9 protein-coding genes are annotated in these 13345 nt (G+C 73.3%); 5 read left to right on the top strand and 4 right to left on the bottom strand.

Annotated features, from left to right (window positions below; all coding sequences use genetic code 11):
* Nucleotides 1-131 precede the first annotated feature (131 nt).
* From ACF1BN_RS29045 to ACF1BN_RS29035, 3 genes are all read left to right on the top strand, one after another.
* The gene (locus ACF1BN_RS29045) at nucleotides 132-2249 is read left to right on the top strand and encodes a type IIA DNA topoisomerase subunit B (RefSeq protein WP_392334558.1); all 2118 of its coding nucleotides are present in this window, start codon (nucleotides 132-134) and stop codon (nucleotides 2247-2249) included.
* Between the two features lie 282 nt (nucleotides 2250-2531).
* Complete coding sequence (locus ACF1BN_RS29040) at nucleotides 2532-2969, top strand: DUF485 domain-containing protein (protein ID WP_392334557.1); 438 nt, start codon at nucleotides 2532-2534, stop codon at nucleotides 2967-2969.
* Nucleotides 2966-4558, top strand: a complete 1593-nt coding sequence (locus ACF1BN_RS29035; protein WP_392334556.1) for a cation acetate symporter — start codon at nucleotides 2966-2968, stop codon at nucleotides 4556-4558. Before ACF1BN_RS29040 ends, ACF1BN_RS29035 begins: the two co-directional genes overlap by 4 nt.
* 20 nt (nucleotides 4559-4578) lie before the next feature.
* On the opposite strand, the gene ACF1BN_RS29030 is transcribed toward ACF1BN_RS29035, so the two are convergent.
* Both ACF1BN_RS29030 and ACF1BN_RS29025 read right to left on the bottom strand, forming a co-directional pair.
* A complete protein-coding gene (locus ACF1BN_RS29030) occupies nucleotides 4579-5259 on the bottom strand; it encodes a response regulator (RefSeq protein ID WP_392334555.1) in 681 nt (226 codons plus the stop codon).
* On the bottom strand, nucleotides 5256-7106 hold the full coding sequence (locus tag ACF1BN_RS29025) for an ATP-binding protein (RefSeq protein WP_392334554.1): 1851 nt from the start codon (nucleotides 7104-7106) through the stop codon (nucleotides 5256-5258). The genes ACF1BN_RS29030 and ACF1BN_RS29025 overlap by 4 nt, the downstream gene beginning before the upstream one ends.
* Nucleotides 7107-7339: 233 nt before the next feature.
* Here ACF1BN_RS29025 and ACF1BN_RS29020 point away from each other — a divergent pair, with 233 nt between their 5' ends.
* Complete coding sequence (locus ACF1BN_RS29020) at nucleotides 7340-8383, top strand: CobW family GTP-binding protein (RefSeq protein WP_392334553.1); 1044 nt, start codon at nucleotides 7340-7342, stop codon at nucleotides 8381-8383.
* A 10-nt stretch (nucleotides 8384-8393) separates the two neighbouring features.
* Here ACF1BN_RS29020 and ACF1BN_RS29015 read toward each other — a convergent pair whose 3' ends face one another.
* A complete protein-coding gene (locus ACF1BN_RS29015; protein ID WP_392334552.1) occupies nucleotides 8394-9881 on the bottom strand; it encodes an FAD-dependent monooxygenase in 1488 nt (495 codons plus the stop codon).
* A gap of 93 nt (nucleotides 9882-9974) precedes the next feature.
* Here ACF1BN_RS29015 and ACF1BN_RS29010 point away from each other — a divergent pair, with 93 nt between their 5' ends.
* Entirely contained in the window at nucleotides 9975-10640 is a 666-nt protein-coding gene (locus ACF1BN_RS29010) for a TetR/AcrR family transcriptional regulator C-terminal domain-containing protein (protein ID WP_392334551.1), read from the top strand.
* A gap of 180 nt (nucleotides 10641-10820) precedes the next feature.
* On the opposite strand, the gene ACF1BN_RS29005 is transcribed toward ACF1BN_RS29010, so the two are convergent.
* Nucleotides 10821-13280, bottom strand: a complete 2460-nt coding sequence (locus ACF1BN_RS29005; protein WP_392334550.1) for a DNA topoisomerase (ATP-hydrolyzing) subunit A — start codon at nucleotides 13278-13280, stop codon at nucleotides 10821-10823.
* Nucleotides 13281-13345 lie beyond the last annotated feature (65 nt).

Raw genomic sequence — 13345 nt, 5'->3', positions numbered from 1 at the left:
GGACTAGCATGAGGAAACCGGGAGGGTGGCGTTTCAACGGCCCTACCAGGCATCGGTACCCTCTGAGCGGTGAGCGACGCCGGTACTCACCCCATCGGGCAAGATTTCAAATTCAGCGAGGAGCGAACCGCGTGACCGCCGAAACGTCCGTGCCGTCCAGTGCGCTGCTGACCGCAGACCGTGACGGTTCCAACTACACCGCGCGGCACCTGCTCGTCCTCGAAGGGCTCGAAGCGGTCCGCAAGCGCCCCGGAATGTACATCGGGTCCACGGACAGCCGTGGCCTGATGCACTGCCTCTGGGAGATCATCGACAACTCGGTCGACGAGGCCCTGGGCGGCTACTGCGACCACATCGACGTCATCCTGCACGACGACGGCTCCGTCGAGGTGCGGGACAACGGCCGGGGCATCCCGGTCGACGTCGAGCCCAAGACCGGTCTGTCCGGTGTCGAGGTCGTCATGACCAAGCTGCACGCCGGCGGAAAGTTCGGCGGCGGCTCGTACGCCGCCTCCGGCGGTCTGCACGGTGTCGGTGCCTCCGTGGTCAACGCGCTCTCGGCCCGCCTCGACGTCGAGGTCGACCGGAACGGCGCCACGCACGCCATCAGCTTCCGGCGCGGCGTCCCCGGCATCTTCACCGAGCAGGGTCCGGACAGCCCCTTCGACCCGTCGAGCGGACTGGTCAAGGGCAAGCGGGTGCCCAAGACCCGCACCGGCACCCGTGTGCGCTACTGGGCCGACCGCCAGATCTTCCTCAAGGACGCCAAGCTCGCCCTGGAGACGCTGCACCAACGCGCCCGCCAGACGGCCTTCCTCGTGCCCGGCCTCACCATCGTCGTCCGCGACCAGCGGGACCTGGAGGGGATCGGCAAGAGCGAGGAGGTCTTCCGCTTCGACGGCGGCATCAGCGAGTTCTGCGAGTACCTCGCGCAGGACAAGGCCGTCTGCGACGTGCTGCGCCTCACCGGGCAGGGCACCTTCAAGGAGACCGTGCCGGTCCTCGACGACCGTGGCCACATGACCCCCACCGAGGTCACCCGCGAGCTCGGCGTGGACGTGGCCCTGCGCTGGGGCACCGGCTACGACGCCACCGTCCGGTCCTTCGTGAACATCATCGCCACCCCCAAGGGCGGCACCCACGTCTCCGGCTTCGAGCAGGCCATCACGAAGACCGTGAACGAGGTGCTGCGCTCGGCCAAGCTGCTGCGCGTCGCCGAGGACGACATCGTCAAGGACGACGCCTTGGAGGGCCTGACTGCGGTCGTCACGGTCCGTCTCGCCGAGCCGCAGTTCGAGGGCCAGACCAAGGAGGTCCTGGGCACCTCGGCCGCCCGCCGCATCGTGGCCACCGTGGTCGCCCGCGAGCTCAAGGCGTTCCTGACCTCCACCAAGCGGGACGCCAAGGCCCAGGCCCGGGCCGTCCTGGAGAAGGCCGTCGCCGCGGCCCGTACCCGGATCGCCGCCCGCCAGCACAAGGACGCGCAGCGCCGGAAGACCGCGCTGGAGACCTCGTCCCTGCCGGCCAAGCTGGCCGACTGCCGCAGCGACGACGTCGAGCGCAGCGAGCTCTTCATCGTCGAGGGGGACTCCGCGCTCGGCACCGCCAAGCTCGCCCGGAACAGCGAGTTCCAGGCGCTGCTGCCGATCCGGGGCAAGATCCTCAACGTCCAGAAGTCGTCCGTCTCGGACATGCTGAAGAACGCCGAGTGCGGCGCGATCATCCAGGTCATAGGAGCGGGCTCCGGCCGCACCTTCGACATCGACGCGGCCCGCTACGGCAAGGTCATCATGATGACCGACGCCGATGTCGACGGCTCCCACATCCGGACGCTGCTGCTGACGCTCTTCCAGCGGTACATGCGCCCGATGGTCGAGGCCGGCCGGGTCTTCGCCGCGGTGCCCCCGCTGCACCGGATCGAGCTGGTCCAGCCCAAGAAGGGCCAGGACAAGTACGTGTACACGTACTCCGACAACGAGCTCCGGCAGACGCTCCTGGAGTTCCAGCGCAAGGGCGTCCGCTACAAGGACTCCATCCAGCGCTACAAGGGCCTCGGCGAGATGGACGCCGACCAGCTCGCGGAGACCACGATGGACCCGCGCCACCGCACCCTGCGCCGGATCAACATCGGCCACCTGGACGCGGCCGAGCAGGTCTTCGACCTGCTGATGGGGAACGACGTGGCGCCCCGCAAGGAGTTCATCACCAGCTCGGCGGCGACGCTCGACCGCTCGCGCATCGACGCCTGAGCCCCGGTACCGCTCCGTTCCGGACGGCCCGGTCCCCGCACCGCGGGGGCCGGGCCGTCCGGCGTTCCTCCGCGCGTCGGCGTCCCTGCGCATACGCGCGTCGGCGTCCCTACGCGTACGCGCGTCGGCGTCCCTACGCATATCGGCCCGGCCCGGTCAGTCGCCCGGCCGGTGAGTCACCTGATGGGGTGAAGACCGGAGGGAGAAGAGTCCGGGATCTGCCCGCTCTGTCCATCCTTGGGCACGCGGCCGAAACGGTTCGCTGACAAGGAGAGTTGACCGGTGGAGCAGCTGGACGAGCAGGAGCGCGCGCGGGCGTGGGACGACGGGCCGGGCGGGAACCCGTCGGAGCCACCGCGGCAGCGGTACGACGAGCCCGCGAACCCGCTGCCCTCGGCGGCCGCGGTCTACCTGGAGGTCCAGCGCAGCCCCGCCTTCCAGGAGGTACGGCGCCGGTACCGCCGGTTCGTCCTCCCCGCGACCCTCGCCTTCCTCGCCTGGTACCTCGCCTATGTGGTCGCCGCCACCGCCGCCCCCGGGCTGATGGCCCGCCCGGTGGCCGGTTCGGTCAACGTCGCGATGCTCGCGGGCCTCGGCCAGTTCCTCACCACCTTCCTGCTCACCTGGGCCTACGCCCGTCACGCGCGGCTGCGCCGGGACCGGGCCGCGCTCGAACTGCGCTGGGACACCCAGGAGATGACGAGGGGAGCCGAGCGGTGACCGGAGACCACCAGACACTCGCCCTGCTGCTCTTCAGCGCCTTCGTCGCCGTGACCCTGGGCATCACCACCTGGGTGAGCCGCAACCGGCGCGGTTCGGCCGAGGAGTTCTACGCCGGAGGCCGGCTCTTCTCGCCGATGGAGAACGGATTCGCCATCGCCGGCGACTACATGTCCGCCGCCTCCTTCCTCGGCATCTCGGGCCTGATCGCGCTCTACGGCTACGACGGCATGCTCTACTCGGTCGGCTTCCTCGTCGCCTGGCTCGTGGTGCTCTTCCTCGTCGCCGAACTCGTCCGCAACTGCGGCCGGTTCACCCTCGCCGACGTGGTCGCCGCGCGGATGGCCGAACGACCCGTGCGCATCGCCGCCGGCACCTCCTCGGTCGCCGTGTCCGTGCTCTACCTGATCGCCCAGATGGTGGGCGCCGGCAGCCTGGTGGCGCTCCTGCTCGGCGGCACCGGCGAGGCGGCGCGCACCTGGACGGTCGTCGGCGTCGGCGCGCTGATGGTGGTCTACGTGTCGCTCGGCGGGATGCGGGCCACCACCTGGATCCAGATCGTCAAGGCCGTGCTGCTGATGGCGGGCACGGTCACGCTCACCGTCCTCGTCCTCGTCCGCTTCCACGGCGACGTGAACGGCCTGCTCGCCGGCGCCGCCGAGCGCAGCGGCCACGGCACCGCCTTCCTCGGCCCCGGACTGCGGTACGGCGGCGACTGGACCGCCCGGCTGGACTTCATCAGCCTCGGCCTCGCGCTCGTCCTCGGCACCGCGGGACTGCCCCACATCCTGTCCCGGTTCTACACGGTGCCCACCGCGCGGGCCGCCCGCCGCTCGGTCGTCTGGGCCATCGGCCTGATCGGCGGCTTCTACCTGATGACGATCGTCCTCGGCTTCGGCGCCGCCGCGATCATCGGCTCCGCCGAGGTCCGCGCCTCCAACGCCTCCGGGAACACCGCCGTCCCGCTGCTGGCGCTCGACCTCGGCGGGGGAGCGGGTTCCACCGGCGGCACGGTGCTCTTCGCGATCGTCGCGGCCGTCGCCTTCGCGACCATCCTCGCCGTCGTCGCGGGGATCACCCTGGCCTCCTCCGCCTCCGTCGCCCACGACCTGTACGCCTCGCTGCGGCGGCCCGGCGGGAAGCCGTACAGCGAGGTCGCGGTGGCGCGGATCGCGGCCGCCGTGATCGGCGCCGCCGCGATCGGGCTCGGACTGCTCGCCCAGGACCTCAACGTGGCCTTCCTCGTCGGCCTCGCCTTCGCGGTCGCCGCCTCGGCCAACCTCCCGGTGCTGCTCTACTCGCTCTTCTGGCGCCGCTTCACCACCAGGGGCGCGGTCTGGTCCGTGTACGGCGGGCTCGTCCCCGCCGTCCTGCTGGTGCTGCTCTCGCCGGTCGTCTCCGGCAGCCCCGACGCGCTCTTCCCCGGCGTCGACTTCCACGTCTTCCCGCTCCAGAACCCGGGGGTGGTCTCCATCCCGCTCGGCTTCCTGGCCGGCTGGCTGGGGACGGTGACCTCGCCCGAGCCGCCCGACGAGGCGCGGCACGCGGAGACCGAGGTGCGCTCGCTCACGGGCGCGGGGGCGGCCTGACGCGAGCGTCGCCACGGCCCTCAGGGGGACGAGACCCAGGTGTAGCGGTGCTCGGGGCGGCCGGTCTCGCCGTACCGCAGGGAGAGCCGTACCCGCCCGGTGCGTTCGAGGAGCTTGAGGTAGCGCTGGGCGGTCTGGCGGCTGACGCCGGTCCGCTCGGCCAGCTCCTGGGTGGAGAGCGGCCCACCGGCTGCCAGCAGCGCCTGGCGCACCAGCTCGGCCGTCGTCGGGGAGTGCCCCTTGGGCAGGTCGGGGGTGACGGCGCCGGCCGCCAGGGTGCCGAAGATCCGGTCGACCTCGGCCTGTTCCGCCTCGCCGCCGTTCTCCAGGGTGCGGCGGAGCGTCGCGTACGCCTCCAGTTTGGAGCGCAGCCCGGCGAAGTCGAACGGCTTCACGAGGTACTGGAGGGCGCCGTGCCGCATCGCCGCCTGGACGGTCGCCACGTCCCGGGCCGCGGTCACCATGATCACGTCGCACTGGTGGCCGCGGGCGCGCAGCTCACGGATGGCGGCGAGGCCGTTCTCGTCGGGCAGGTAGTGGTCGAGGAGGACGAGGTCCACCGGCCGTCCGTCGAGGACGGCCAGGGCCTCCGCGGTCGAGTGGGCGGTGCCCGCGACCCGGAAGCCGGGCAGTTTGGTCACGTACGCGGCGTTCACCCGCGCCACGCGGAGGTCGTCGTCGACGACGAGCACGTCGATCACCGGGACCGCTCCTCTGCCGTGGTGCGGTCCGCCGTGCCGCGCGGCGCGGGAGGCCCGGGCGGGGCGGACGAGGTGGGTGCGGGCCGAGTGGGGTCGGTCGAGGCCGGCGCGGGGCGCAGGGCCTGTGTGGGGTCGGTGGGGGCGGACGAGGTGTGCGGGGGGCGTGCGGGGTCGGTCGGGGAGGGCGTGGGGTCGGTCGGTACGGCGGGCGGGGGCGGTTCCGCCAGGGCGTCCGGGAGGACCACGGCGAACTCCGCGCCCCCGGCCGGGCCCGCCGCCACGCGCGCGGTGCCGCCGCGCCGCTCGGCGAGCCGCCGGACCAGCGCCAGGCCGAGGCCGCGCCTGCCGTGGGAGGGCGCTTCCTTCGTCGTCCACCCCTCGGTGAAGATCAGCTCCCGGCGCTCCTCGGGGACGCCGGGACCGCTGTCGGCGACCCGCAGGACCACCGTCCGGCCCTCGGCGCGCAGCGCGACCTCGACCCGGGCGTCCGGAGTGCCCGCGGCGGCGTCGAGGGCGTTGTCGACGAGGTTGCCGACGACGGTGACCAGTTCGCGCGGGTCCACCAGCCGGTCGGGGAGCAGCGAGTCGGGGGCGAGGCGCAGCGAGACGCCCCGCTCGGCGGCGACGGTCCCCTTGCCGACCAGGAGAGCGGCGAGCAGCGGGTCGTGGACCTTCTCGGTCACCTGCTCGGCGGTGGCCCGGTGCACCCCGACGACCTCGGTGACGAATTCGGCCGCCTCCTCGTACAGCTCCAGCTCCAGGAGACCGAGCAGCGTGTGGAGGCGGTTGGCGTGCTCGTGGTCCTGGGCGCGCAGGGCGTCGATCAGGCCCCGGGTGGAGTCCAGCTCGCGGCCGAGCCGCTCCAGCTCCGTCCGGTCGCGCAGCGTGGCCACGGCGCCCCCGTCGTCGGTCGGCATCCGGTTGGCGATCAGCACCCGGTTCCCCTGGACGGTGACCAGATCGGTTCCGGCCACCCGGCCGGTCAGCACGTCCGCCGTCCTGCCGGGCCCGAGGAGCGCGTCGAGCGGGCGCCCGGCGGCCTCGGGGCCCAGGCCGAGCAGGCGCTGCGCCTCGTCGTTGAGGAGCCGTACGGAACCCTTGCGGTCCAGGGCCACCACGCCCTCGCGGATGCCATGCAGCATCGCCTCGCGCTCGGCGAGCAGTGCCGAGATGTCGGAGAAGGCCAGGTCGCGGGTCTGCCGCTGGATCCGCCGGGAGATCAGGTACGCCGCGAGCGCGCCGGCCGCGAGCGCGCCGCCCGCGTAGGCCAGGAGACCGGGGATCGCGGAGAGGAGGCGGTCGCGGACGCTGTCGTACTCGATGCCGACGGAGACCGCGCCGACGATTCCGCCGTCGGCGTTCCGCAGCGGGGCCTTGCCGCGCGCCGAGCGGCCGAGGGTGCCGCTGTCGATCTCCATCACCTCGCGGCCCGCCAGGGCCTCGCTCGGGTCGGTGGAGACGGTCCGGCCGATCTGGACGGGGTCGGGGTGCGACCAGCGCACTCCGCGCGTGTCCATGACGACCACGTACTCGGCGCCGGTCGCCGCCCGGACCCGTTCCGCCTCGCGCTGGACCGGTCCCGTCGCCGACGGCGGCCCTCCGGCCAGGTCAGCGGCCGTACGGGTGGAGGCCATGGTCTCCGCGACGGCCAGCGCCCGCCGCATGGCCTGGTCGTCGAGCTGGGCGCTCAGCGGGGCCAGGAAGAACCCGGTGGCCAGCACGGTGACGCCGGTGGCCACGGCCAGCTGCATCAGCAGGACCTGGGAGAACACCCGCCGAGGCCACCCCAGCCGACGCTGCCGGCGCCCGTCCGGCCGCGCGGAGGGGGTCGATCCGGGGCTGCTCATGCCCGAAACGGTACGGGGGCGACGCGCGCGACCGGAAATGCGGCGGGTGCACGCGCGCGCGTGGGGCAGGTGCGGTGGCGCGGGCTGCCTATCCTGGTGGGCGGTCCGGGCGGACCGTCGGGTGGGTCGCGGTCCGGGCGGCTCGGACGGGCCGCCGGGTGGCTCGCGGTCCGGGCGGCCGTGCCCGCCCCCGGGGCCGTCGTCCGTGGTCGTACCAGCGAAAGGCCTGCTTCTTGAGCGCGCAGCAGATCCCCGTCGTCGTCCTCGCCGGGTTTCTCGGGGCGGGGAAGACGACGCTCCTCAACCACCTGCTGCGCAGTGCCCGGGGGACCCGGATCGGGGTCATGGTCAACGACTTCGGGGACATCGGGATCGACGCGATGACCGTCGCGGGCCAGGTCGGTTCGACGGTCTCCCTCGGCAACGGGTGCCTGTGCTGCGCCGTGGACGTGAGCGAGCTGGACGAGTACCTGGAGGTCCTGACCCGGCCGGAGCTTCGCCTCGACGTGATCGTGATCGAGGCCAGCGGTCTCGCCGAGCCGCAGGAACTGGTCCGCATGGTGCTCGCCAGCGAGAACCGGCGGATCGTCTACGGGGGTCTCGTCGAGGTGGTCGACGCCGCCGAGTTCGGTGTCACCCGGCTGCGGCACCCCGAGACCGACCGGCACCTAGCCCTCGCCGACCTCGTCGTCGTCAACAAGGCCGACCGGGTGCCCGAGGCGGAGCTGCGGGCCGTCCGGGAGACCGTCGCCGGGCTCGCGGGCCGCGCCGCGGTGGTCGAGGCGGACCACGGCCGGATCGATCCCGAGCTGCTCTTCGACCGGGTCGTACCTGAGGGCGAGATCGCCGGCCAGATGTCGATCGAGGACATCCTCTACGCCGACGAGGACGGGCACGCGCACGCGCACGCCGCCTACGACACCGTCTCCCTGGCCACCGCGGTGCCCCTGCACCCGCGCCGGCTCATGGCCTTCCTCGACTCCCGCCCCGAGGGTCTGTACCGGCTCAAGGGCTTCGTGGACCTCGGCGCCGCCGACCCCGACCACCGGTACGCGGTGCACGCGGTCGGCCGCTTCCTGCGCTTCCGCCCGGAGCCCTGGCCGGCCGGGGAGGAGCGCCTCACCCAGCTCGTCCTGATCGGCTCCGGCGTCGACGCGGCCGGCCTGCGCAAGGAACTCGCCGCCTGCGAGGTCGGCGGTCCCGAGGACGCTCCGGACGAGCACAGCATGTGGGGCCTGCTCCGGTACGTGCCGCAGCCGGAGGAGCCCGAGGCGTAGGGCCGGTGGTTCAGGCCGGTACGCCCGCCGGTGCCAGACCGACGGCCATCAGGTAGGCGTCGAAGGAGGCGTCGGCGCGGTGGCCGGCCCAGCCGACGTACCCGTCCGGGCGGATCAGGAGGACACCCGTGCCGTACGGTCCGCCGGCCGGGATCCGGGCGGCGCGGACCCGCTCGGGCAGGACCGCCGGCGGTTCGGCGGTCCCGGCCGTGAGCAGGGTGAAGTGCGGGCCGCGGAAGAGGTCGAAGAGCCGGTCCTCGCCGTACCGGCCGTCCGGAGCGCGGTCGCCGGCGCGCACGGCGTCCTCGGGGGTCTCCGGGCGGGTGTCCACCGCGAGGTCCGAGTCCCGGTAGCCGAGGCCGAGCTGCCGGACCTCCCCGCCCCGCTGGACGGCCGCGCCGTCCGCGCTCGCCCGGTGCAGGCGGGTGCTGAGCCCCAGGACGTCCGCCGCCACCGGGCGCCGCTCGGCCTCGTAGGTGTCGAGGAGCGCGGCCGGAGCCCCGTGGAGCAGGACCTGGGCGAGCTTCCAGCCGAGGTTGTACGCGTCCTGGACGCCGGTGTTGAGGCCCTGGCCGCCGGCGGGGGAGTGGACGTGGGCCGCGTCGCCCGCGAGGAAGACCCGGCCCTCCCGGAACCGGTCCGCCAGCGCGGCCCGGACGCGGTGGTCCGAGGCCCAGGGCACGTCGGTGATCGCGTCCCCGGTCAGCGGGGTCCGGGCGGCGAGCAGGGCGCGGACGCCGTCCGGGGTCGTGTCCACCGCGGCCGACTCGTCCTCGAAGGTGGCGGCCAGCTGGAACAGGCCGTCGTCGCCCGGCAGCGGGCAGAGCGCCACCCCGCCGTCCGCCGCGCGCCAGACGTGCCAGTGGTCGCGGTCGGCGACCGTCCCGGGGGCGATCCGCACGTCGGCGACGAGCATCGGGCGCGGGTCCACGGTCTCGCCGGCCATGCCGATGCCGAGCGCCCGGCGGACGGTGGAGCGGCCCCCGTCGGCGCCGACCAGATAGCCCGCCCGGACCGTCTCGCCGGTGTTCAGCCGCACCTCCACGTGCTCGGCGTCCCGGCGGAAGCCGGTGAGGGCGGCTCCGAACCGGACGCCGCCGCCCAGGGCCGTCAGACGCTCGTACAGGAGCTCCTGGGTGCGGGACTGGGGGATCAGCAGGGTGTCGGCGTACGGCACCTGCTCGGTCGGCTCGGAGCGCTCGATCATGTCCCACTCGCCGCGCCGCTCGGTGCCCTCCCAGGCGAGCATCCGCGGGTACGGGCCGCCCGCCGCGAGGACCCCGGGGAGCACCCCGAGGTCGTCCAGGACCTCCTGGCTCCGCGGCTGGAGGCCCTTGCCGCGCGAGCCGGGGAAGAGTCCGTCGGCCCGCTCCAGGAGGAGAGCGCGGACGCCCCGGCGGGCGAGGTCGAGGGCGAGCACGAGCCCCGTCGGGCCCGCCCCGCAGATGACGACGTCCGTGTCCCGGTGTGCGGCAGTCGCGGGCGTGGGCGTGGACATGAGTGACCGCCTCCAGTCCTTAACGTTGTTAAATGACGGCCCCCTCAGCATCTCCTTAACGACGTTAAGGAGTCAAGGGGATACCGTGACGGGGTGGCGACCAAGAAGACGACCAAGCTGGAGCCGGGCCAGGTGGCGGAGACCGCCCTGCGGCTGCTGAACGAGCGCGGCCTGGAAGGGCTCACGCTCCGCGCCATCGCCCAGGAACTGCACGTCCAGGCCCCCGCCCTGTACTGGCACTTCAAGAACAAGCAGGCCCTGCTCGACGAGATGGCGACCGTCATGTACCGGCGGATGGTCGCCGAGCCGGAGGCCCGCCCGGCCGCCGGGGGCGGCTGGCAGGAGCTGATGCTCACCGCCAACCGGGGCCTGCGGGCCGGGCTGCTCCGCTACCGCGACGGCGCCAAGGTCTACAGCGGCGCCCGGTTCACCGGCACCGACCACGCCCAGGACATGGAGCGCCAGCTCGGCGCCCTCGTGGACGCCGGGTTCACGCTGCGCGAGGCGGTGCGGGCCAGCACCACGGCGTACATGTACACGCTCGGCTTCGTCACCGAGGAGCAGGGCACCGAGCCGCTCCCCGGCGAGCGCCGAGAGGGCTTCGACATCGAGGAGCGCGCCCGGCGCCTCGCCGCGTACCCCCTCGCGGCGGAGGCGGGCGAGGAGCTCTTCGCCGGCTACGACGAGCGGTTCGAGGAGGGGCTGCGGCTGATCGTCGCCGGGATCGAGACGGTGTACGCCCCCGCCGCACGGCCCTGACGGACCCTCCGCGCATGACGAAGCCCCCGCTCCGGGAGGGAGCGGGGGCTTTCGTCGTACCGGACCGGGGGTTGCGCTCGACGGCCCCGGGAGACGGCCTGCGGGGCGGCCCGAGGGCCCGCAAGGCCCCCGGGCGGTCCCGTGGGCGCCCGAAGGGCCGCGGGACCGCGTGCGGGCCGGCTAGCGGGCCGGGCCCGCCACCACGTCCACCGGCTTCGGCAGCGGGGTGCCCGAGCCGTCGCGGCGCGGGTCCGGCTCCGGAAGCTCGACCGGAAGGCCGTTCTTCTGCGCGGCACGGGCCGGCAGGGTGCCCGCCCAGGCCAGGAGCAGCACGTCCTCGCCCTTCAGGAAGCGCTGGCAGCGCACGCCGCCGGTGGCCCGGCCCTTGCGCGGGTACTGGTCGAACGGGGTCAGCTTCGCCGAGGTCGCCGCCGAGCCGTCCAGGGTGCCGGTCGAGCCCGCCACCGTGAACACGGCCGCGTCGGCCGCCGGGTCCACCGCGGCGAAGGACAGCACCTCCGCGCCGACCGCCAGCTTGATGCCCGCCATGCCGCCGGCCGGCCGGCCCTGCGGCCGCACCTGGGAGGCGGGGTAGCGCAGCAGCTGCGCGTCGGAGGTGATGAAGACCAGGTCCTCCTCGCCCGTCCGCAGCTCGGTCGCGCCGACGATCCGGTCGCCGTCCTTGAGCGTGATGACCTCCAGCTCGTCCTTGTTCGCCGGATAGTCCGGCACCACGCGCTTGACGACGCCCTGGAGCGTGCCGAGCGCCAGGCCGGGGGAGGACTCGTCCAGGGTGGTCAGGCAGACCACCGTCTCGTCCGCCTCCAGGGAGAGGAACTCGCTCAGCGGCGCCCCGCCCGCCAGGTTCGGCGCGGCGGCCGTGTCGGGCAGCTGGGGCAGGTCGATGACGGCGATCCGGAGCAGCCGGCCCGCGGAGGTCACCGCGCCCACGTCGCCGCGCTGGGTGGCGGCCACCGACGAGACGATCGCGTCGTGCTTGGTCCGCTTGGCGTCCGCCTCGACCGGAGGCAGCTCCGCCGAGACCGTCCTGGCCAGCAGGCCGGTCGTGGAGAGCAGCACCCGGCACGGGTCGTCGGCGACCTCCAGCGGGACGGCCGAGACGGGCGCGCCCGCCGACTCCAGGAGGACCGTGCGCCGGTCGGTGGCGAACTTCTTCGCGACCGCGGCCAGCTCGGCGGAGACCAGCTTGCGCAGCTCGGAGTCGGAATCCAGGATCCCGGTCAGCTCGTCGATCTCGCCGGTCAGCCGGTCGCGCTCGGTCTCCAGCTCCAGGCGGTCGAACCGGGTGAGCCGGCGCAGCGGGGTGTCCAGGATGTACTGGGTCTGGACCTCGCTCAGCGAGAAGCGCTCCATCAGGCGCTCCTTCGCCTGCGCCGAGTTCTCGCTCTCCCGGATGAGCCGGATGACCTCGTCGATGTCGAGGAGCGCGACGAGCAGGCCCTCGACCAGGTGCAGCCGGTCCCGCTTCTTGCCGCGGCGGTACTCGGAGCGGCGGCGGACGACCTCGAAGCGGTGGTCGAGGTAGACCTCCAGCAGCTCCTTGAGGCCGAGGGTGAGCGGCTGGCCGTCCACCAGGGCCACGTTGTTGATGCCGAAGGACTCCTCCATCGGCGTCAGCTTGTAGAGCTGCTCCAAGACGGCCTCGGGCACGAAGCCGTTCTTGATCTCGATGACCAGGCGGAGCCCGTGGGCGCGGTCGGTGAGGTCCTTGACGTCGGCGATGCCCTGGAGCTTCTTGGAGCCGACCAGGTCCTTGATCTTGGAGATGACCTTCTCGGGGCCGACCGTGAAGGGCAGTTCGGTGACGACGATGCCCTTGCGGCGGGCGGTCACCGTCTCCACCGAGGTGGTGGCGCGGATCTTGAAGGTGCCGCGGCCCGTCTCGTACGCGTCCCGGATGCCGTTCAGGCCGACGATCCGGCCGCCGGTCGGCAGGTCGGGGCCGGGGACGAAGCGCATCAGCGCGTCCAGGTCCGCGTTCGGGTAGCGGATCAGGTGGCGGGCGGCCGCGACGACCTCGCCGAGGTTGTGCGGGGGCATGTTGGTCGCCATGCCGACCGCGATGCCCGAGGCGCCGTTCACCAGCAGGTTCGGGTACGCGGCGGGGAGCGCGACCGGCTCCCGCTCCTGGCCGTCGTAGTTGGGCGCGAAGTCGACCGTGTCCTCGTCGATGGAATCGGTCATCAGCAGGGCGGCCGGGGCCATCCGCGACTCGGTGTACCGCATCGCGGCGGGCGGGTCGTCATTGCCCAGCGAGCCGAAGTTGCCGTGGCCGTCGACCAGCGGCACGCGCATGGAGAAGGGCTGCGCCATGCGCACCATGGCGTCGTAGATCGAGGCGTCGCCGTGCGGGTGCAGCTTGCCCATCACCTCGCCGACCACGCGGGCGCACTTGACGAAGCCGCGGTCGGGGCGCAGGCCCATCTCGTTCATCTGGTAGACGATGCGCCGCTGGACGGGCTTCATGCCGTCGCGGGCGTCGGGCAGGGCGCGCGAGTAGATGACCGAGTAGGCGTACTCGAGGAAGGAGCCCTGCATCTCGTCGACGACGTCGATGTCGAGGATCCTCTCCTCGTACGCGTCGTCCGGCGGCGGTGTCTTCGTGCTGCGGCGGGCCATCGCGGCTGCGGCTCCTTCTCCGACAAAGCTTGATCTGACGCGGACCATTGTGGACCGTGCCACCG

This window comes from Streptomyces sp. NPDC014861, from assembly GCF_043081625.1.
Taxonomy (GTDB): Bacteria; Actinomycetota; Actinomycetes; order Streptomycetales; family Streptomycetaceae; genus Streptomyces.
The sequence above is the reverse complement of the archived record's forward strand: the minus strand, read 5'-3'. Positions and strand labels throughout refer to the sequence as shown.

What these genes read in the sequence shown, in the direction of transcription:
- ACF1BN_RS29025 (WP_392334554.1), bottom strand. Translation starts at nt 7,106, where the DNA reads ATGAGCAGCCCCGGATCGACCCCCTCCGCGCGGCCGGACGGGCGCCGG.
- ACF1BN_RS29015 (WP_392334552.1), bottom strand. Translation starts at nt 9,881, where the DNA reads ATGTCCACGCCCACGCCCGCGACTGCCGCACACCGGGACACGGACGTC.
- ACF1BN_RS29005 (WP_392334550.1), bottom strand. Translation starts at nt 13,280, where the DNA reads ATGGCCCGCCGCAGCACGAAGACACCGCCGCCGGACGACGCGTACGAG.